This window comes from Stenotrophomonas sp. YJH_SMC_40 (genome assembly GCF_059368615.1).
This window is the reverse complement of the sequence record NZ_JCAFRX010000004.1, coordinates 259034-277353: the sequence shown is the minus strand read 5'-3', so window position 1 is coordinate 277353 and position 18320 is coordinate 259034. Positions and strand designations below refer to the sequence as shown.

Here is an 18320-nt window from a genome sequence, read left to right as displayed (position 1 = left end):
CAGATCAGCGCCGAAACAGTCGCTCCCACCACCGTCGTTTCGGCGCACCGGGCGCGGCAGCGGCAGTCGATGCGATATCCGGGTGCGCCGCCACGAACTCCGCCAGCTGGGCCGCTGCGGCTTCCGCATAAAGGATCGCGCCATCCGGCGCGCAGTTCAGCAGATTGCTCAAGCTGGTCGATGCATTGAGATCCATCGGGTTCGGCTCGACCACCTCGCTGGCCTCCAGCAATCCGCATCCGCTGGCGATCGCTTCATCGACAACACGCCAGAAAACGACCAGGCGTCCATCGGAGAACAGCTCCTCCAGGCGCGCAGCAAGTGCGCTGTCCACTGCATAATCAGCGCGTAATTGCTTCAGCCGGGCATGCGTGATGAACACGCCACCACCATAGTTTTCACGTAGATGGTTGCCGGCGGCAGCATCCGCCCACTGCAACGGCACCAGTTGCCGCCAGTCCGCGAAATACCGGGCGACCACCGGATCGTCGATGAAAAACGAAAGGGCGCTCCCGCGGAGATAGTGATACCGCCGAAGGTGGCCGGCCACGATCGCCAGGTACAAAGCGTGCCCCTTCTCGAAAGGCACGTCGGCGCTGATCGAGCGAGCCTCGTCGATGCGTTCCTGCAACTGCTCCATGCAGAACGGCTCGATCCGGAACCGCTGTTGCAGCGCCTCGACCAGCGTCACGTCCTCCAGAGCACGGAAATAGATGTCACGGACCTCCGAATCCGCGACTGGATGGTAGGTGATGTCCCAACCCATGCTGCAACGCCTTCAGGAATGCGGTAATCCCGCCGACCCAACAGCGTAGCGTCGACGACGCCCACGCGCGGAGCTGACCGTGCAACACACGGATTTGGCGTCAGTAAGTATCGCATCCGGCCTGATCTACCCCTGCGCACCCTCAGCGTGGCGCCACGTACCCACCCGGTACGCCTTCCGGCGACAGCACCAGCTGCCACAGCTGCGCGTGCCGGCAGCGGAAGGTGGCCATCGATCCGGCCAGGTAGAACCGCCACATGCGGCGGAAATGCTCGTCGTAGCGCGCGTCCAGCTGCGGCCACGCCGCTTCCACGTTGCGTCGCCAAGCCTGCAGGGTGAGGTCGTAGTCGGTGCCGAAGTTGTGCCAGTCCTCCAGCACGAAGCGCCCTTCGAACGCCTTGCTGATCTGCACCGCCGACGGCAGCATTGAATTGGGGAAGATGTAGCGCGCGATCCACGGATCGGTGCGATGCCGCGAGATGTTGGTGCCGATGGTGTGCAGCAGCAGCAACCCGCGCGAAGACAGGCAGCGCCTGGCCACCTCGAAGAAACTGGCGTAGTTCTTGTCGCCGACATGCTCGAACATGCCGATCGAGAAGATCGCATCGAACGGCTCATCCAGTTCGCGATAGTCCTGCAGGCGGATCTCGATCGGCAGGCCGGCGCACAGTTCGCGTGCGAACCCGGCCTGTTCCTGCGAAATGGTCACGCCGACGCCGCTGACGCCGTAGCGCTCTGCTGCGAACTTCAGGGCCTCACCCCAGCCACAGCCGATGTCCAGCACACGCTGCCCGGGGCGCAGCCCCAGCTTGCGGCAGACCAGGTCCAGCTTGGCCTCCTGCGCGGCATCGAGATCACCGGCATGGCGCCAGTAGCCGCAGCTGTACACCAGGCGTTGGCCGAGCATGGCCTGGTAGAGGTCGTTGCCAAGATCGTAGTGGCGGCGGCCCACTTCGTAGCTGCCCTGCCCGACCTGCAGGTTGAACAGGCGCGCCTTCAGCGCATCGGCCACTTCGCGCCAACCGTGCACCCGTTCATCCAGGTGTGCCTGCATCAGGTGGACGAGGAATTCATCGAGGACGTTGGCATCCCACCAACCGTCCATGTAGCTCTCGCCGAGGCCGAGCGAGCCGTGCGCCATGACCCGCGCGAAGAAACGCGGGTCATGCACCTGGATGTCCTGTGGCTGGGTGCCGCCGATGCGGACCCCGGCTTCCTGCAGCAGGCCGGCGACCCGCTCCTGCAACCCTGTATCCACGCCACCTCCTCGACTGCGGTCAACCGCGTGCGAACAGCTCCACGTAGTCCTTGGCCACGTGCGGCAACAGCACCGCCGCCGGTACGTCGGCGGTCTGGGTGCCGTCCGAGTATGGACCCACCTGGTACGGCGGGAAAACAAAGCGCAGCGCGGTGATCTGCCCCTTGTCGTTGGTCAGCGGCTGGAACTGGCTGAAATTGTCGGCCTGGGGGCCGGTACCGTCGGCGATCATGCGCGATGCGTTACGCAGCGATTCCTGCAGCTGGGCCGGGTCCATGTCCTCGCCACTGAGGCGGGTGGCCACGCGTTCGCGCAGCTGGTCGGCGACGAAATCACTGATCGCCTTCCAGCCCTTGGCATCGGCCACCAGCTTGTCGGCACTGAGCATCTGCTGCTGCGCCGGCAGCCACACGAAACGCGCCACCAGCGGCTCGCCGTGGGCGCCACCGGTATAGCGGCTGCCATCGGCACTGACCACCACCAGCTGCGGCGTTTCCAGCAGCTTCTCGAAGCTCAGCGACAGTTCGTAGGGCATGGTCGGCTTGTCATTGCCGAGCCCGTCCAGTGCCTGCTGCAGGTCGCTGCGTGCGCTGGTTGCGTAGTTCTGCAGCGCGCGCGCCAGGCCCGGGTAGCGATCGATGCCGGCCGGGTAGCTGATGCCCACCACTTCGCGCTCGTTGTTCTCGATCACGTCGCGCAGGTCCAGCGGCGCTTCCGTGGCCGGCGTTTCACCTGCGGCAGTGGCCTCGGCGGCGGGGGCCGCGTCGGTCGCCGGTGCCGGCTCGCTTTCACGCTGGCAACCGGCCAGCAACAGCACGCCCACCACGCCGGCCAGCACGCTGCCGTGCAATGGCCGGTTGTTTCCAATCTTCATCGGGATCCCCTGTTCATGTTTGCACATCATCGCCTGCCATGGCTGAAGCGTGGCCCGCTGGCATTCAGCCAGCGAGCAGGTCGTGGTACTCCTCGTGCCGCTGCAGGAAGGCCTCGGCGTAGGAACATGCCGGCACCACCTTGTACTTCTGCTCGCGGGCAAAGCGCAGTGCCACGCGGGTCAGCTCACCTGCGATGCCACGGCCGGCAATCGGCTCAGGTACCTCGGTGTGGGTGATGACCATGCGCCTGCGCTTGATCTGGTAATCGAGCACCGCCAGCTGTCCGCGCACACGGGCGGTGAAGCGATGGTTGGCCAGGTCGTGTTCGACCTCGTAGGCCAGACCGGGGGGCGTGACCGAAGCCATGGAACTGTCTCCTGCGGCGACTGCGTGGATGGTGCGCAGCCGGGCGCCATGATCGCGTGAAGCCTGAACAGGGGCAAGTCCAATCCATTCACGTCAGTTTTCGACCCTCAAGCTGGAGCGAGGGCGGCCGCTATCGCCTGTGGAGGGGTACGGCCATGCTGGCACGGCCCTTGCGACCGTTGATCATGCGCACCACCGCGGAGGCTCCGATGCACCCCAGCGATTCCCATTCCGACACCGACCGCGCCCTGCTGGAGGGCCTGCTGCAGCTGGCGGTGGAAGGGCAGACCGAAGATCAGGATTTCCAGCGCATCGGCGAAGAGGTATTCGCCCGCCTGCTGGACACCTACGGCCAGCAGACCCGCGCCTGACCAGGAGCGGGTCCCTGCCCCCGGGGGCGGATCCAGTGGATCCGACCCCGGCCCCTCAACCGCCGCCGAGGCGGAAGGTCGGGTTGGAAAGCTCGCGCAGGAAGTGGGTGAAGATGCTCGGCTGCATGGCCAGCATGAAGATCACACCGAACGCCGCGCCCGCCAGGTGGGCGCTGTGGTTGATGCGATCACCACCGCGCTTGTCCATCCAGATGCTGTAGCCCACGTAGAACGCGGCATAGACAATGGCCGGTGCCGGGATGAAGAACACCAGGATGATCGACCACGGCTTGATCAGGATGAAGGCGAACAACACCGCCGACACCGCCCCGGACGCGCCTAGGCTCAGGTAGTTCGGGTTCTTCTGGTTCTTCAGGTAGCTGGGCAGGATCGAGACCAGCAGCGCACCGATGTAGAACGCCGGGTAGGTCAGGTAGCTGCCGGTCAGCTGCACCATCACGCTCTCGATGAATCCCCCGAAGAAGAACAGGGTGATCATGTTGAAGATCAGGTGCGACCAGTCGGCGTGGATGAAGCCATAGGTCACCAGCCGGTCGTACTGGCGGTGACGGTCGATGGCCGGCGGCCACAGGATCAGGCGGTCGGCCAGCTTGCGGTTGTTGAACGCCATCCACGACAGGAGGGCGGTGATGGCGATCAACAGCAGATTGACGGGGGTCATGTCAGGCTCAGGCGCTACGGTAGTTGTCGACCATACGATAGCGTTTCGCGTACCAACCGAAGGCCAACGCCGCGACGAAGGCGAAACCGGCGAAGAAGAACATCAGGAATGCCGCCTCGCTCAGGCCCGTACTGGCGATCTTGTGGGTCACCGCATCGTTGCGCACAGCAGCGTTGGACAGCAGCACCCACAGGTTGCCGATGGTGGTGGTCAGGTTCCAGAAGCTCATCACCACGCCCTTCATCGCCTGCGGCGCCTGGCTGTAGGCGAACTCCAGGCCGGTGGCCGAGACCAGCACCTCACCGAAGGTCAGCAGCGCATACGGCAGCATCTGCCAGAAGATCGACATGGCATTGCCACCGTCCATCACCACCTGGATGCCGCCGACCACGATCCAGGCCAGGCCGCTGAAGGCGATGCCGGCGGTCATGCGGCGCAGCGCGGTCGGCTCGAAGCCGAAGCGGCGCAGGGCCGGGTACAGCACCAGGTTGTTGAACGGAATCAGGATCATCACCAGCAGCGGGTTCAGCGCCTGCATCTGCGAGGCGGTGAACCAGCTCGGCATCTGCATCTGCTGGCCCTGCAGGACCCAGGTCGAGGCCTTCTGGTCGAACAGCGAGAAGAACGGCGTGGTCAGGGCGAAGATCACCAGCACGCGCAGCACCGAGCGCACGCCTTCAACCGCTTCGGCCGGATGCTGGCCACGGGCGCGATCAAGCTGCAGCCAGGTGCCACCGCCGATGCCCGCCAGGATCGACACCAGCGCCAGGCACAGGCAGATGACGATGCCCAGCGAGCCGACCAAGCCGAACGAGGCCGCTGCCAGCACCAGGCCGAGCACGGCGATCACCAGGCCCGGACGGCCCTGGCCGGCCACGCGCGTGGTCAGTGCGGTACGCACCACGTTGGCGAACGAATGCGGGTCCTTCGGCGGCAGCGGTACCAGCACGTAGCGCTTGCGACCCAGCCAGAACACGAAAGTGGCGATGAACATCAGGATGCCCGGGATGCCGAACGCCCACTGCGGGCCCCAGTTCTTCAGCACCAGCGGGATCAGCAGCGAGGCGAACAGCGAGCCGAAGTTGATGATCCAGTAGAAGGCGTCGAAAACGATCTTGGCCAGGTGCTTGTTGCTCTGGTCGAACTGGTCGCCCATGAACGAGGCCACCAGCGGCTTGATGCCACCGGCACCCAGCGCAATCAGGCCCAGGCCGAGGAAGAAGCCCTCGCGGCTGTTCTCGAACAGCGCCAGGCACAGATGGCCGGCACAGTAGACCAGGCTGAACCAGAGAATGGTGTGGTACTTGCCGAAGAACCTGTCGGCCAGCCAGCCTCCGAGCAGCGGGAAGAAATACACGCCGATCATGAAGCTGTGCATGATGTCCTTGGCTTCACCGGCACGGCCTTCCGCAGTGATTTCCTGCAGCAGCAGCGAGGTGATCAGGAACTGCACCAGGATGTTGCGCATCCCGTAGAAACTGAACCTCTCGCAGGCCTCATTGCCGATGATGTACGGGATCTGGCGCGGCATCTTTCCCTGGCCGGCGATGGGGGCAACTGCGTCGTGGCTCATCCTGTAAGGCAATCCTGCAAAGCGAAAGGCGCAAGGTTACCGGAAGCGGGGCTTGCGAAGCACGCTGCAGGGCTGCATGACAACGGTGCCAATCCGTGGCAGGCAACGTCACTACATGCCGGAAGTCACGGCACCTGCACGACAAAAGCGTAAACTTATCGTTATGCGCCCCCTCGCCCACGCCCGTCTCCTGCTCAGCTGTCTCGTGCTGCTGCTGGCGTTGCAGGCACAGGCGCGGCCGCAGGCACCGGCCGCCGCCAGCGGTGAGGCCGAGCCCCGGCAGCTGACCGTGGCCGCGCTGGAACTGCCCAGCCGCGATGATGCGCAGTGGAAGCAGCGCCGCGAACAGGTGGCGCACCTGCTCACCGAGCTGCAGCCGGACGTGATCTCCGTACAGCAGGTGCTGCAGCAGCAGGGCCGCAATCCGGCCTGCTGGCTGGCCAGCCGGCTACGCTACAGCTGCGACTTCGTTACCGCCGATCCGCCCAGCCAGCCGTTGCGGCATGGCAACGCGATGCTGACCCGGCTGCCGGTCAGCGAGGATGGCGTGACCCTGCTGCACCCACCCGGCACCTTCAGCGCCGCCGGCATGATGCGGCTGAAGCTGGGCGAGGCACTGGTCAACATCTATGTGGCACGGCTGCGCCCGGACCCGGACGAGGCCACCGCCCGCCAGCATCAGACCAGCGACCTGATGACCTGGATCGGCGCCACCGCCGAGGGCATGCCCAGCCTGATCGCCGGCGATTTCTCGGCAACCACCGTCGAGCTCGTGCGCAGCACCCCGGGGTTCCAGCCCGCCCGGCGCAATCCTGGCGGTCGCGCCGAGGCGCCTGCGGCCAGTGGTGGCGGCAGCAGCGGTCATGGCCTGGATGTGCTGTTCCAGGTCAAGCACTTCGGCGGCATCCGCCAGCAGCCGATCCTGCTGCCGGCCGACGGCGACCTGCCCGGCCTGCGCCTGGGCGTGATGGCCACCCTGCGCCTGCAGGGCGATACAGCCACCGCCGAATAGCCCCGCCTTCGGCCCCGGTGGGTGCCGACCTTGGTCGGTACATTCCCACCGCGCTCGCACCCTCTCCCGTGCCGACCAAGGTCGGCACCCACCAGGTCCCGCCCGACGTCCAGAAGCTGGCAAACAAAAAGGCCGGGGTCTCCCCCGGCCTTTTCAGTTCATCCCATCACCGCGATCAGGCGATCGCTTCCTGGTAACGGCGCTCGACCTCGTTCCAGTCGATGACGTTGAAGAACGCGCCGATATATTCCGGACGGCGGTTCTGGTACTTCAGGTAGTACGCGTGTTCCCACACGTCCAGGCCGAGGATCGGCGTGTTGCCTTCCATCAGCGGGCTGTCCTGGTTACCGGTGCTCTCGACCACGACCTTCTTGTCTGGGGTCACGCTCAGCCACGCCCAGCCGCTGCCGAAACGGGTCAGCGCAGCCTTGGTGAAGGCGTCCTTGAACTTGTCGAAGCCGCCCAGGTCCTTGTCGATGGCCTTGGCCACGTCGCCCACCGGGTTGCCGCCAGCATTCGGAGCCATCACGGTCCAGAACAGCGAGTGGTTGGCATGGCCGCCACCGTTGTTGCGCACCGGACCCTGCAGGTTCTCCGGCAGCGACTTGAGCTTCTTCACCAGTTCTTCGACCGGCAGGTCAGCGTACTCGGTGCCTTCCAGCGCCGCGTTGACGTTGTTGATGTAGGTCTGGTGATGCTTGGTGTGATGGATTTCCATCGTCGCCGCATCGATATGCGGTTCCAGCGCGTCGTAGGCGTAGGACAGCTTGGGCAGGGTATAGGCCATGATGCATCTCCTGATTGCGAGGGCACCCGACGGTGTCGGGCGTTGCGCGGTGAATGATGGGGACAGACCGCCAGATTACCAAGGGGGATGTAAAGGAAATTGCGTCCTGCCGGTGAGCACGACGGCAATTGTTACGCAGCGGTGACGCAGCGCCGTCCTCATGCACCGTGCAGCGCGCAGGCGCTACAGTGCGAGCACCACCCTCGCCCGCTTCCTTGCCCATGCGCAACCCCCGGCTGCTGATCACCGCCATCGCCCTGCTGCTGCTCGGCCTGGTCGTCAACCATTTCATGCAGCGCCCGCCGGCGCCGCAGTTCGCGCCGGACCTGCAGGGTGCGCCTGCCGCGCGCGCACCGGCCACGGCCACGCCCGGCAAGGACAATGGCCTGCCCGCGTTCCTGCCCGCCGAAGCCCGGCAGACCATCGCGCTGATCCAGCGCGGCGGGCCGTTCCCGCACCGCCAGGATGGCAGCGCCTTCGGCAACCGCGAACAGCAGCTGCCGCAGCGTCCGCGCGGTTACTACCGCGAATACACCGTGGACACCCCCGGCGCGCGCACCCGTGGCACGCGCCGCATCGTCACCGGCGGCGATCCGCCGGAGGCGTGGTACTACACCGACGACCACTACGAATCGTTCCGCAGCTTCACCGTACCGGCCCAGGGAGCGCAGTGATGAGCCACGACGATTTCGGCCTCGGCCTGCATGACATCAACAATGCCGGCGTCTACGCCATCGACAGCGACGACATCGGCGCACTGGCCGCAGCGATGCGCGATGCCGGCCTGAAGGTGATCCGCATCGACCTGGAAGGCGTCGCCGACAAGCGCACCCTGCTCGCCCGGCTGGCGGCGCAGCTGGATTTCCCGGCTGGCTTCGGCGGCAACTGGGATGCACTGTCGGACAACCTGCGTGATCTGCAATGGCTGCCGGCCGACGGTTACGCGCTGTTCCTGGCCGATGTGGATGCGCTGCGTGCCGCCACGCAGAAGGACTTCGACACCCTTCTGGACGTGCTGGATGAAGCCAGCCGCGATTGGGTCGGTCGCGACGTGCCGTTCTGGGTGTTCCTGTCACAGAGCGCGTAAGGGCAACGCCCTGGCAGGCGCCGCCCCTGGTCGACGCGCATGCTCCGGTAGATGCCGACCTTGGTCGGCGCTTCTGTGCCAACCAAGGTTGGCCCCTACCAAAGCGCGAGCCGGCCAACGTGTGGGGCGCGGCTCCCCTGCCTAGCGGCTCCCGTTGTCTTCCTGCAGTTCCTTCTTGAATGGAATGTCCGGTGGCGGCCGCGCCACCGCCGGCTGGTCCTGCATGTTCGGATTGGTGAGGCCGCAGCCGCCACCCGCCTGCAGGATCGAGATCACGCAGGAGATCTTCGTACCGGTGCCCGGCAACGGAATCTCCATCGACTTGATGCCCTTGCGCACCCATTCGGCCAGCAGTGATTCCTGCGGCACCCAGTACTTGTCGAACGAGGTCGGCGTGTAGTCGTACGGCGGTCGCTTCAACCAGGTGCCAGACTGCGCGATGCGCTCCTTGCTCCAGCCATCGTTGGCGCCACCGGGGGCACCACGTTCGGCGTGACCGCCACCTTCCTGCCCCGGCACGCGCACGCTGCCGTCGGCATTGAACAGGCCATTGCCCTTGCCGGCGGCACTGGCCTGGCTTGCGCCCCTGCTGGCGCCGTCGTGGTTGCGGCTCGACGCGCCCCAGTCGTCGCCCTTGGCAGGCGTAGCCCAGTTGCCCGGGTTGGGAGCCGGACGCGCGCCGGCCTGGGCCGGTGTCGTGCTGGAGGTGGATGGCCGTGGCGTGCTGCTGTTGGCCTGGGTTGCAGTGCTACTGGCCGCAGGCGCGGGCGTTGCCGCTGGCGCGCTGCCACTGGACGTTGAAGGCGCCGCCGCGGGTGCCGACGCAACTTCGCGCTCGCGCACCTGCAGGTCACGGCCTGCCGGCGCACGCACGGTCGGCTCGCGCCCGGCCACAGCAGCCATCCGTACCTGCGGATCGACCACGGCCTGCACTTCGCGCTCGCGCACCTGCACATCGCGCTGCGGCACACGGACCTGTACATCGGCCGTGCGCAGCGGCTGCGATATCGCCGGTGCATCGACCGTACTGATTTCACGCTCCTGCACCGGGATGTCACGCAGCTGCGGCGTCCGCACCGCGATCTCCGGCGCACGCAGTGCGGCCGGGGCCGGCGGCACCTGCACCGGCTGCACACTGCGCTCGCGCACCGTCGGTACCGTGTCGCGCGGCACGATGCTGATCTCCGTGCGCGGCACGCTGACAGGTGGCACCACGAAATCCGCACTGGCCTCGGCTACTTCGGTGGCCTGCACCGGAGACGGCGGCGGTGCCGCGACCGGCGCCGGCTCGGATTCGGCGGGCGGCGGTGGCACGCTGGCCACTGCAGCCGGAGCGGGTGCGGACGCAGCTGCCGACGCGGACGCCGGACGCGGCTCAGGCGCCGTTGCGGCCCCTGCGTTCTGGCCAGCTGCAACCTGGCCCGGCGGTGCAGCGGCCGCCGCTTCCGCACCTGGCTGATCGCCACCGCCCTCCTGGGTAGCGCGACCGACGAACTCCACCTCCACGCGCTCGCCCTCGGCGCCTTGTTCTTCCGGTGCCGAGGTGCGGATCACTGCCACCCATAGCAGCAGCATGAAGAACAGCAGATGCAGCAGCGCACTGGCCAAGGCCGAGACCCAACGCATCCAGCGCTGGTCGCGCGGCGCAGCATCCCAGTCCTGCCAGAACAGACGGCGCAACGCTTGCCAGGGTGACAGCCGGGGCAACTGCCCGGGTGGCCCTGGCAGCGGACGCGGCAGCAGCACCGCGATCAACTCGCTGGCGTGCAGCGGCCGCGGCAACGGACCGAGCGAGCGCAGCCACAGCGCCCAGCCATACGGCAGGCGCGTGGTTTTCTCGAGGACGGCCCTGGGCTGCTGGCGGGCCAGCAGCAGGTCGATGAACTGCTCGGCCCGGGTCAGAGGCACGCGTCAGCGATCAGGCGGCGTTGCCGCGAGGGATATACGGCGCGTGGCCACTGTCGTGGTCGGTCGCGTCGCGCACGGCGGTCACGCCCGGCACGCGGCCCATCAGGGTCTTTTCAATGCCCTGCTTGAGGGTCACGTCGGCCATGCCGCAGCCCTGGCAACCGCCACCGAAGCGCAGCAGCACCACGCCTTCGGCCGAAACTTCCTGCACGGCCACCTTGCCGCCATGCGAGGCCAGCTGCGGATTGATTTCGTTTTCCACCACCCAGTGCACGCGCTCGACCAGCGAAGCGGCATCGCCGGGCGCTTCGCCCTTGATGCGCGGCGCCTTGATGGTCAGCTGCTGGGTACCGGCACTGCCGGCGACGATGTCGATCTCGGCGCCATCGAGCCAACCGACGCTGCCGGCATCAACGTAAAGCGTGAAACCATCGCAGTCCACCGCCCACTCGTCGCCGAGCAGGTCGGTCGGTTCGGCGAACTCCAGCCGGGCGTCGGCGCGCGGGGTGCCGGGATCGACCGCGCTCAAGCGCACACCCATGCCGGGCACGCCCTCGCGTTCGATCAGCTTGCGGAAATGGGTCTGGGCAGTGTCGGAGATCTGGATCATCAGGCTATTCTAGCCAAGTAAGCGTCAGCCGCTCATTCGATTTATACACCGTCCGGCGCATTGTTCAGTCAACACGAGGTGGAGATTCCCATGGCCGACCTGATTCCACTGGCCCAGGCCCGTTGCGTGCCGCGCAAAGGCAGCGACCACAAGCTCGGCGAAGCCCGCCTGGCCGAACTGCTGCCGCAGATTCCCGGCTGGGAGCTGAGCGAGGGCGGACAGGCCCTGACGCGCACCTTCCGCTTCAAGGATTACTACGCCACCATGGCCTTCGTGAACGCGCTGGCCTGGATTGCCCACCGCGAGGACCACCATCCGGACCTGGGCGTGCACTACGACCGCGCCGTGGTGCGCTTTTCCACCCACGACGTGGGCGGCCTGAGCGAGAACGACTTCATCTGCGCTGCGAAGACTTCGGCCCTGACGGAGCAACTGCCATGAACGTACGCTTGCTGAGCCTGTCCCTGATTGCTGCGACCGGCCTGGCCGGCTGTGGCCCGTCGGAACCGCCGGCACCACCGCCGCCGCCGCCGACCGAAGTGGCCGCGGTGAAGACGCCGCCACCGCAGTACCCGCTTGAACTGGCCTGCATGGGCGTAGGCGGCACCAGCACCTTCAAGGTGACCATCGGCACCGACGGCAAGCCAAGCGAGGTCGCCCTGCTGACCGGCGCCGGCAACCCGCAGCTGGACGAACTGGCCAAAACGGCCGTTCAGGGCTGGCAGTTCAAGGCCGCCACCCGCAATGGCGCTGCCGTGCCGGCCACCATCCAGGTGCCGGTCAGCTTCAACCCGCCGCAGCCGAAGCCCGATCAGTGCTTCGCCATCGAAGAACGCCTGCGCCGCGGCGGCTGATCGCGCGCGCCCCGACGAGGCCAGCCGACGCCCGCCTCGCCCTCCCCGCCCCGGGCTCATCCGGGGCGGCTGTCTGTTGACCAGGACCGCGTCGGTACATGCTGCAGATTCCCCCCGAAAATGTCTGGATCGCACTGGCGGTCACCCTCGCGGCCGGCCTGGCCACTGCCATCGGCAGCCTGCTGGTGCTGTTCTCGCGCCGCCCCAATCCGCGCCTGCTGGCGTTCGGCCTGGCCTTCGCCGGCGGCGCGATGGTCTACGTGTCGCTATCGGAAATCCTCAACAAATCCATCGCCTCGTTCGCCCTGGCCTATGGCGAGCGCACCGGCTTCACCTACGGCACGCTGGCCTTCCTGGCCGGCGTGATCGTGATCGTGCTGATCGATCACTTCATTCCCAATCCGCATGACAGCCTGGACAAACAGGACCCTGCGTTCCGCGAGAACAGCCGCGAGTACCTGAAGCGGGTCGCGCTGCTGACCTCGGTGGCGATCACCGCGCACAATTTCCCGGAAGGCCTGGCGACCTTCTTCGCTACGCTGGAAAGCCCGTCGGTGGGCATGCCGCTGGCCTTCGCCATCGCCATCCACAACATTCCCGAGGGCATCGCGATCGCGGTGCCGGTGTACTTCGCCACCCAGAACAAGTTCTATGCGTTCAGTGCCAGCCTGCTGTCCGGCCTGGCTGAGCCGGTGGGCGCGGTGCTGGGCTACTGGTTGTTGTCAGGATCGCTGTCGCACGCCACGTTTGGCTGGGTGTTCGGACTGATCGCCGGCGTGATGGTGTTCCTGGCGCTGGACGAGCTGCTGCCGGCAGCCAAGCGCTATGCCAAGGGCCACGAGACGGTATATGGCCTGGTGGCCGGCATGGGCACCCTGGCGATCAGTCTGGTGCTGTTCAAGTGGTGAGGGGTTCCCGGCCAACGGGCTGAGCCCCCTCGCGGCTGGCACGTTCCGCAGTATCGAAAGGTCACGGGCGGGGCCGGCTTGCAGGGGACGCCGTGAACCCGTCCATGGGGGCTTGTCCGCGGCATCCATGCCGCAGACACCCCTGCAAGCCGGCCCCGCCCGTGCCCCGTCATTCTTCCGTGCACGCCAGCCGCGCGATGAAAAGATTGAAGAGCGAAGCGCGCGCTGCGCGCGTGAGTCGAGTACGACTCGAGTCTACAAAGGCTGCGTGCGGGTATGGGCCTACGCTGCGGATGTCCGGGTCCGCCTTGTAGCGAGCCGAGCACCGCAGGTCCGGCGAGGGCGAAGAGGCGCGGGTGTCTGAGCGCTGCGAATGGCGCCGACCAAGCGCCCGGCGCCGCCGAACTGCCGTCAGCGCAGGCGGTCCAGCGCCTCGACCAGCTCATCGGCCAGCGGCGCGTTCAGCACATACGGGCTCTTGCCGTCGTCCAGCGCGAACTCCAGCGAGGCCGCGTGCAGGAACAGACGCTTCAGCCCGATCTGCTCACGAAGCCGCTTGTTGACCGCCGGATCGCCGTATTTGTCGTCGCCGGCCACCGGATGCCCCAGGTGCTGGGCATGCACGCGGATCTGGTGGGTACGGCCGGTCTCGATGCGCACCTCGCAATAGGAATGGCCGCCGCGGCGCTCCAGCACCCGGAAGTGGCTGATCGATTCCTTGCCGATCGCGTTGACCTGCACATGGCGCTCGCCGCCCTGGCGCAGGCCGACATGCAGCGGCGCATCGACCGTCATCACCCCGTCGGGCATGCGCCCGGCCAGCAGGGTCAGGTAGCGCTTGCGGATGCCGGCGCCGTGGTCTTCACGCAGCAGCGCCTGCAGTTCGCTCAGCGCCGAGCGCTTCTTGGCCACGATCAGCAGGCCCGAGGTGTCGCGATCCAGCCGGTGGACCAGCTCCAGGGTCTGCCCCGGGCGCAGCGCGCGCAGGGTCTCGATGGCGCCGAAGCTGATGCCGCTGCCGCCGTGGCTGGCCACGCCGGTGGGCTTGTTCAGGGCCAGCAGGCGCGCGTCCTCGAAGACGATGGCCTGCTCCAGCCGGCGCATGAATGCCTCCGGGGGACCCACCTTGTCTCCCTCTTCGGTGAGACGAACCGGCGGCACGCGCACTTCGTCGCCCGCCTCCAGCTTGCGCTCGGCCTTGGCGCGGCCGCCGTTCACCCGTACCTGGCCACTGCGCACCAGCTTGTAGACCAGGCTGCGCGGGGCACCCTTCAGCTGGCCGAGCAGGAAGTTGTCCAGGCGCTGGCCGGCGCGGTCGGCGGGAACGGTGATCATGCGCACGGAAGGCTTGTCGCCAGCGGGCTTGGTGGGGTCTTGGGCGGTCATCAGGCTGTTTATTCTGTTACACTCGGGGGGCGAGATAAGGGATTGATTTCGTTGGAAGTTACTCAGGGCCAGAAGCCCAGCTTCCGACGAATCCGGCACAGTGCGCGACCACCGCCCGCGGGGCGGCCATGTTAGCGGCTCACCGGCCTTCCCGGCCATCGCCGGATGCCTGACACGCAACCGTGCTGAACATGTCCCGCGTGGCGCTCCAGCCTGGCTGACAGCTGCCTGCGGCCCTGCAACACCCAAAAACCATAAGAGTGAAGCGCTCCCGCGGCCTGCCGTGGTGTCGTAGCGCTGGAAACCCAAGCCGCCCTCCCCGCGCTTGCGCGAATGGGCGGCGAGCCGTGTCCAGAGGCGAAACCCCATGGCGTTCCGCGCGGTAGCCGCTTGCGAGGAACGCAACAATGAAGCGAATGCTGATCAACGCCACGCAGGCTGAAGAGCTGCGTGTTGCCATCGTGGATGGCCAGTCGTTGTATGACATCGACATCGAACAGCCGTCGAAGGAACAGAAGAAGTCCAACATCTACAAGGGCCGGATCTTCCGCATCGAGCCCTCGCTGGAAGCGGCCTTCGTCGAGTACGGCGGTGGCCGCCATGGCTTCCTGCCGCTGAAGGAAATCTCCCGCGACTACTTCCAGGCCGGTGTCGACCACAACAAGGCCGGCATCCGCGAGCTGCTGAAGGAAGGCCAGGAGATCGTCGTCCAGGTCGACAAGGAAGAGCGTGGCAACAAGGGCGCCGCCCTGACCACGTTCATTTCGCTGGCCGGCCGCTACATGGTGCTGATGCCGAACTCGCCCAGCGCCGGCGGTGTGTCGCGCCGCATCGAGGGCGAAGACCGGGCCGCGCTGAAGGACGCCCTGGACAAGCTGAACATCCCCGACGACATGGGCGTGATCATCCGTACCGCCGGCGTCGGCCGCGATGCGGAAGAACTGCAGTGGGACCTGGACTACCTGCTCAATGTCTGGCGCGCCATTGCCGAAGCGGCACTGAGCAAGCCCGCCCCGTTCCTGATCTACCAGGAATCGCGCCTGATCGTGCGCGCCCTGCGTGACTACCTGCGCGCCGACATCGGCGAGATCCTGGTGGACACCGAGGAGATGTACGAGCACGCCCGCGAATTCATGCAGCAGGTGATGCCGCAGACCCTGCGCAAGCTCAAGCACTACAAGGACGACATTCCGCTGTTCAACCGCTTCCAGATCGAATCGCAGATCGAAGGCGCCTACGAGCGCAACGTGCGCCTGCCGTCGGGCGGCTCGATCGTGGTCGACCAGACTGAAGCGCTGACCGCCGTCGACGTGAACTCCTCGCGCGCCACCAAGGGCAGCGACATCGAGGACACCGCGTTCCAGACCAACCTGGAAGCGGCCGAGGAAGTGGCCCGCCAGCTGCGCCTGCGTGACCTGGGCGGCCTGGTGGTGATCGACTTCATCGACATGGCCTCCAACAAGCACCAGCGCGAAGTCGAGAACCGCCTCGCCAACGCGCTGAAGTACGACCGCGCGCGCGTGCAGGTCGGCCGCATCTCGCGCTTCGGCCTGCTGGAAATGAGCCGCCAGCGCCTGCGCCCGAGCCTGGGCGAGTCCAGCCAGATCGTCTGCCCGCGTTGTGACGGCCACGGCCGCATGCGCAGCGTCGAGTCGCTGTCGCTGTCGATCATCCGCGTGGCTGAAGAGCATGCGATGAAGGAGAACACCGGGCAGGTGCTGGTGCAGGCCCCGGTGGAGATCGCCAATTACCTGCTGAACGAGAAGCGCAGCGCCCTGCGCGAGATCGAACAGCGCCACGAGGCGCCGATCGTGATCGTCGCCGACGAGCAGCTGCACACCCCGCACTACACCGTGACCCGCCTGCGCGAGAACGAGCTGGGTGAAGAAAGCAGCAAGCCCAGCTACCAGCGCGGCACCCCGCGCAAGCTGCCGGTGCACGCGCTGACCAAGGGCCAGCTGAACATCCCGCCGCCGGCGGTGACCCAGGTCAAGCACACCTCCCCGGCCCCGGTGCGCGAGGAAGTGGAGCCGGCCGCGGCCGCTCCGGCCCCGGTCGCTGCAGCCCCTGTTGCGCCGGCCCCGGCGGGCGGCGTGATCGGTTGGCTCAAGCGCGTGTTCGGTGGCGAACCGGCGCCCGCGCCGGCACCGGCTGCCCCGGCTGCACGCCAGCAGCAGGACGGCGGTCGCAAGGACCGCAACAAGGATCGCAACAAGGACCGCAAGGACCGTCGCGACGACAATCGTGGCAATGGCAACGCGCAGCAGCAGAAGGATGGCGGCAACCGCAAGGACCGCGGCGAGCAGCGCAAGGACGGCCGCAACGGCAATAACGGCAATGCGCAGCAGCAGCCGCAGCAGGGCAAGCAGAAGGAGCCGCAGCACAAGGATGGCCAGCAGCCGCCGCAGCAGCAGAACAAGCCGCGCAACGAGCAGCAGGGCCAGAACCAGAACCAGCAACCGAAGCTGAAGCAGCCCAAGCAGCCGCGCCCGCAGCAGCAGGACGGTGACAAGCCGGCCGAGAAGCCGCAGCGCAATGCCGCCGAAGCACCTGCCGAAGCCGTGACCGCAGCTGCAGCCGTAGCCGCTACGGCCGTCGCCGCCAATGGGGTGAACGCGCAGGAAGCCACCGCCCCGGTCGCCCCGGTCGCCCCGGTGGAAGCGGCCGCACCGGTCGACGCCGCTGCCAATGCGGCCAGTGCGACCGACGTGGTCGCAGTTGCCGCTGAAGAGGCTGCAACCGACGCCAATGGCGAGCAGGCTGGCGAAGGCGCAACCCGCCGTCGCCGTGGCCGTCGTGGTGGCCGTCGTCGTCGCCGCGGTGGCGCCGAGAACGCCGCCGGCAGCGACGCCCTGGGTGATGACCAGGACGAGGGTGATGACAGTGATGACGCCGACGGCGCCGAGCCGAACATCGACAGCACTGCCGGCACTGCGCCGGTCGCGGCTGTGCAGCCCACGCGTTCGCAGCCGGAGTTCGACTTCGATGACGAAGCCGAGCCGGTCGCTGTCGAAGCCGAGAAGCCAGCCCGTGCTGCCGCCGCTGTTGTCGCCGCGCCGGTTGCCGTGGTGAGCAGCGCTGTGGTCGAAGCCGCCGCCCCGGTCGTGGCTGAAGTGCAGGCACCGGTCGAAGTTGCGAAGACCGAAGTGGTGTCCTCGCCGGTGCAGACCAGCATGCTCGATGCCATCGACGCCGCGACCCCGGTCCAGCCGGTCGCCGCTGCCGCACCGGTCGCCAACGCCACTCCGGTGGTGGACGCTGCTGCGCCGGCCATCGAAGCAAAGCCGGTTGTGGCTGAAACGGCCGCGGTGGTTGAAGCCGCTCCGGTGATCGAAGCGAAGCCGGTCGCAGTCGAGGCCGCGCCGGTCGTGGAATCGAAGCCGCAGGTGGTTGAAGCAACCCCGGTGGTTGAAACCAAGCCGGTGGCCAGTGAGAGTGCCCCGGTGGTGGAGGCCGCCCCGGCCGTTGAAGCCACGCCGGCCGTTGAAGCCACGCCGGTCGTCGAGACTGCGCCGATCGTGGAACAGCCGGTCGCTCCGGTGGCGGTCGAAGCCGCACCGATCGAAGCCGCCGCCCCGAGCGCTGATGCGGTGGTGACGCCGTCGATCGATCCGGTCGCCGATGGCCATGCCGACGCTGCAGCCCAGGCTGCAGAAGCCAAGGCTGATGAAGAAGACGAAGAGGCCGCCAAGCGCACGCCGCCGGCGAACTGATCGCTCCTTGATAGCGTGAAAACGAACCGGCGGGGATCAATGATCCCCGCCGTTTTTGTTTGTGCTTCGGGCCGAACCGTGCCAACCAAGGTTGGCACCCACCAGGGCACAACCCGCGCACGGTCACCGCTTTGGTAGAGGCCAACCTTGGTTGGCGCCGTTGA

At 67.0% G+C, this 18320-nt stretch carries 18 protein-coding genes; 8 read left to right on the top strand and 10 right to left on the bottom strand.

Features of this window, described 5'->3' with window-relative positions; all coding sequences use genetic code 11:
- Window positions 1-4: 4 nt before the first annotated feature.
- The 4 genes from AC5P6X_RS09645 to AC5P6X_RS09630 form a co-directional block, all read right to left on the bottom strand.
- Complete coding sequence (locus AC5P6X_RS09645; RefSeq protein WP_108270378.1) at window positions 5-766, bottom strand: hypothetical protein; 762 nt, start codon at window positions 764-766, stop codon at window positions 5-7.
- A gap of 142 nt (window positions 767-908) precedes the next feature.
- Window positions 909-2024 (bottom strand): cyclopropane fatty acyl phospholipid synthase, encoded by a 1116-nt coding sequence (gene cfa / locus AC5P6X_RS09640; RefSeq protein WP_049451468.1) that lies wholly within the window; start codon window positions 2022-2024, stop codon window positions 909-911.
- 19 nt (window positions 2025-2043) lie between these two features.
- Window positions 2044-2925 carry a DUF3298 and DUF4163 domain-containing protein gene (locus AC5P6X_RS09635; protein ID WP_049451503.1) on the bottom strand — a complete coding sequence of 294 codons (882 nt, stop codon included), beginning with the start codon at window positions 2923-2925 and terminating at the stop codon, window positions 2044-2046.
- 37 nt (window positions 2926-2962) lie between these two features.
- The gene (locus tag AC5P6X_RS09630) at window positions 2963-3265 is read right to left on the bottom strand and encodes a GNAT family N-acetyltransferase (RefSeq protein ID WP_005410305.1); all 303 of its coding nucleotides are present in this window, start codon (window positions 3263-3265) and stop codon (window positions 2963-2965) included.
- 209 nt (window positions 3266-3474) lie between these two features.
- Between AC5P6X_RS09630 and AC5P6X_RS09625 the strand changes: the two genes are divergently transcribed.
- A complete protein-coding gene (locus AC5P6X_RS09625; RefSeq protein WP_005413966.1) occupies window positions 3475-3636 on the top strand; it encodes a hypothetical protein in 162 nt (53 codons plus the stop codon).
- Window positions 3637-3691: 55 nt separating this feature from the next.
- Here AC5P6X_RS09625 and AC5P6X_RS09620 read toward each other — a convergent pair whose 3' ends face one another.
- Both AC5P6X_RS09620 and AC5P6X_RS09615 read right to left on the bottom strand, forming a co-directional pair.
- A complete protein-coding gene (locus AC5P6X_RS09620; protein WP_005410307.1) occupies window positions 3692-4318 on the bottom strand; it encodes a rhomboid family intramembrane serine protease in 627 nt (208 codons plus the stop codon).
- A 7-nt stretch (window positions 4319-4325) separates the two neighbouring features.
- Window positions 4326-5891, bottom strand: a complete 1566-nt coding sequence (locus tag AC5P6X_RS09615) for a POT-type proton-dependent oligopeptide transporter (RefSeq protein ID WP_005413967.1) — start codon at window positions 5889-5891, stop codon at window positions 4326-4328.
- A gap of 163 nt (window positions 5892-6054) precedes the next feature.
- Here AC5P6X_RS09615 and AC5P6X_RS09610 point away from each other — a divergent pair, with 163 nt between their 5' ends.
- On the top strand, window positions 6055-6903 hold the full coding sequence (locus AC5P6X_RS09610; RefSeq protein ID WP_108270379.1) for an endonuclease/exonuclease/phosphatase family protein: 849 nt from the start codon (window positions 6055-6057) through the stop codon (window positions 6901-6903).
- Between the two features lie 175 nt (window positions 6904-7078).
- Here AC5P6X_RS09610 and AC5P6X_RS09605 read toward each other — a convergent pair whose 3' ends face one another.
- Entirely contained in the window at window positions 7079-7690 is a 612-nt protein-coding gene (locus AC5P6X_RS09605; protein ID WP_005410310.1) for a superoxide dismutase, read from the bottom strand.
- A 221-nt stretch (window positions 7691-7911) separates the two neighbouring features.
- On the opposite strand from AC5P6X_RS09605, the gene AC5P6X_RS09600 reads away from it, so the two are divergent.
- Together AC5P6X_RS09600 and AC5P6X_RS09595 are read left to right on the top strand one after the other, a co-directional pair.
- The gene (locus AC5P6X_RS09600) at window positions 7912-8364 is read left to right on the top strand and encodes a guanyl-specific ribonuclease (protein ID WP_049451456.1); all 453 of its coding nucleotides are present in this window, start codon (window positions 7912-7914) and stop codon (window positions 8362-8364) included.
- On the top strand, window positions 8364-8777 hold the full coding sequence (locus AC5P6X_RS09595; protein WP_099605545.1) for a barstar family protein: 414 nt from the start codon (window positions 8364-8366) through the stop codon (window positions 8775-8777). The genes AC5P6X_RS09600 and AC5P6X_RS09595 overlap by 1 nt, the downstream gene beginning before the upstream one ends.
- Window positions 8778-8918: 141 nt before the next feature.
- Here AC5P6X_RS09595 and AC5P6X_RS09590 read toward each other — a convergent pair whose 3' ends face one another.
- Both AC5P6X_RS09590 and AC5P6X_RS09585 read right to left on the bottom strand, forming a co-directional pair.
- Window positions 8919-10685, bottom strand: a complete 1767-nt coding sequence (locus AC5P6X_RS09590; protein WP_099605546.1) for a hypothetical protein — start codon at window positions 10683-10685, stop codon at window positions 8919-8921.
- A gap of 10 nt (window positions 10686-10695) precedes the next feature.
- Window positions 10696-11295, bottom strand: coding sequence for an NfuA family Fe-S biogenesis protein (locus AC5P6X_RS09585; RefSeq protein WP_005410314.1), 600 nt, complete (start codon window positions 11293-11295; stop codon window positions 10696-10698).
- A 90-nt stretch (window positions 11296-11385) separates the two neighbouring features.
- Here AC5P6X_RS09585 and AC5P6X_RS09580 point away from each other — a divergent pair, with 90 nt between their 5' ends.
- The 3 genes from AC5P6X_RS09580 (at window position 11386) to zupT (ending at window position 13057) form a co-directional block, all read left to right on the top strand.
- Window positions 11386-11736 carry a 4a-hydroxytetrahydrobiopterin dehydratase gene (locus AC5P6X_RS09580; protein ID WP_005410315.1) on the top strand — a complete coding sequence of 117 codons (351 nt, stop codon included), beginning with the start codon at window positions 11386-11388 and terminating at the stop codon, window positions 11734-11736.
- On the top strand, window positions 11733-12149 hold the full coding sequence (locus tag AC5P6X_RS09575; RefSeq protein ID WP_005410316.1) for an energy transducer TonB: 417 nt from the start codon (window positions 11733-11735) through the stop codon (window positions 12147-12149). Before AC5P6X_RS09580 ends, AC5P6X_RS09575 begins: the two co-directional genes overlap by 4 nt.
- 98 nt (window positions 12150-12247) lie before the next feature.
- Entirely contained in the window at window positions 12248-13057 is an 810-nt protein-coding gene (zupT, locus tag AC5P6X_RS09570; protein WP_005410317.1) for a zinc transporter ZupT, read from the top strand.
- A gap of 411 nt (window positions 13058-13468) precedes the next feature.
- Here zupT and AC5P6X_RS09565 read toward each other — a convergent pair whose 3' ends face one another.
- Window positions 13469-14443: an RluA family pseudouridine synthase gene (locus tag AC5P6X_RS09565; RefSeq protein ID WP_012480803.1), complete on the bottom strand. Its 975-nt coding sequence runs from the start codon at window positions 14441-14443 to the stop codon at window positions 13469-13471.
- A 407-nt stretch (window positions 14444-14850) separates the two neighbouring features.
- On the opposite strand from AC5P6X_RS09565, the gene rne reads away from it, so the two are divergent.
- A complete protein-coding gene (gene rne / locus AC5P6X_RS09560; RefSeq protein ID WP_099606093.1) occupies window positions 14851-18156 on the top strand; it encodes a ribonuclease E in 3306 nt (1101 codons plus the stop codon).
- The last annotated feature ends 164 nt before the right edge of the window (window positions 18157-18320 follow it).

Coding starts and splice junctions, on each gene's coding strand:
- AC5P6X_RS09645 (WP_108270378.1), bottom strand. CDS start 766: ATGGGTTGGGACATCACCTACCATCCAGTCGCGGATTCGGAGGTCCGT.
- AC5P6X_RS09635 (WP_049451503.1), bottom strand. CDS start 2,925: ATGTGCAAACATGAACAGGGGATCCCGATGAAGATTGGAAACAACCGG.
- AC5P6X_RS09630 (WP_005410305.1), bottom strand. CDS start 3,265: ATGGCTTCGGTCACGCCCCCCGGTCTGGCCTACGAGGTCGAACACGAC.
- AC5P6X_RS09625 (WP_005413966.1), top strand. CDS start 3,475: ATGCACCCCAGCGATTCCCATTCCGACACCGACCGCGCCCTGCTGGAG.
- AC5P6X_RS09620 (WP_005410307.1), bottom strand. CDS start 4,318: ATGACCCCCGTCAATCTGCTGTTGATCGCCATCACCGCCCTCCTGTCG.
- AC5P6X_RS09615 (WP_005413967.1), bottom strand. CDS start 5,891: ATGAGCCACGACGCAGTTGCCCCCATCGCCGGCCAGGGAAAGATGCCG.
- AC5P6X_RS09610 (WP_108270379.1), top strand. CDS start 6,055: ATGCGCCCCCTCGCCCACGCCCGTCTCCTGCTCAGCTGTCTCGTGCTG.
- AC5P6X_RS09605 (WP_005410310.1), bottom strand. CDS start 7,690: ATGGCCTATACCCTGCCCAAGCTGTCCTACGCCTACGACGCGCTGGAA.
- AC5P6X_RS09600 (WP_049451456.1), top strand. CDS start 7,912: ATGCGCAACCCCCGGCTGCTGATCACCGCCATCGCCCTGCTGCTGCTC.
- AC5P6X_RS09595 (WP_099605545.1), top strand. CDS start 8,364: ATGAGCCACGACGATTTCGGCCTCGGCCTGCATGACATCAACAATGCC.
- AC5P6X_RS09585 (WP_005410314.1), bottom strand. CDS start 11,295: ATGATCCAGATCTCCGACACTGCCCAGACCCATTTCCGCAAGCTGATC.
- AC5P6X_RS09580 (WP_005410315.1), top strand. CDS start 11,386: ATGGCCGACCTGATTCCACTGGCCCAGGCCCGTTGCGTGCCGCGCAAA.
- AC5P6X_RS09575 (WP_005410316.1), top strand. CDS start 11,733: ATGAACGTACGCTTGCTGAGCCTGTCCCTGATTGCTGCGACCGGCCTG.
- zupT (WP_005410317.1), top strand. CDS start 12,248: ATGCTGCAGATTCCCCCCGAAAATGTCTGGATCGCACTGGCGGTCACC.
- AC5P6X_RS09565 (WP_012480803.1), bottom strand. CDS start 14,443: ATGACCGCCCAAGACCCCACCAAGCCCGCTGGCGACAAGCCTTCCGTG.
- rne (WP_099606093.1), top strand. CDS start 14,851: ATGAAGCGAATGCTGATCAACGCCACGCAGGCTGAAGAGCTGCGTGTT.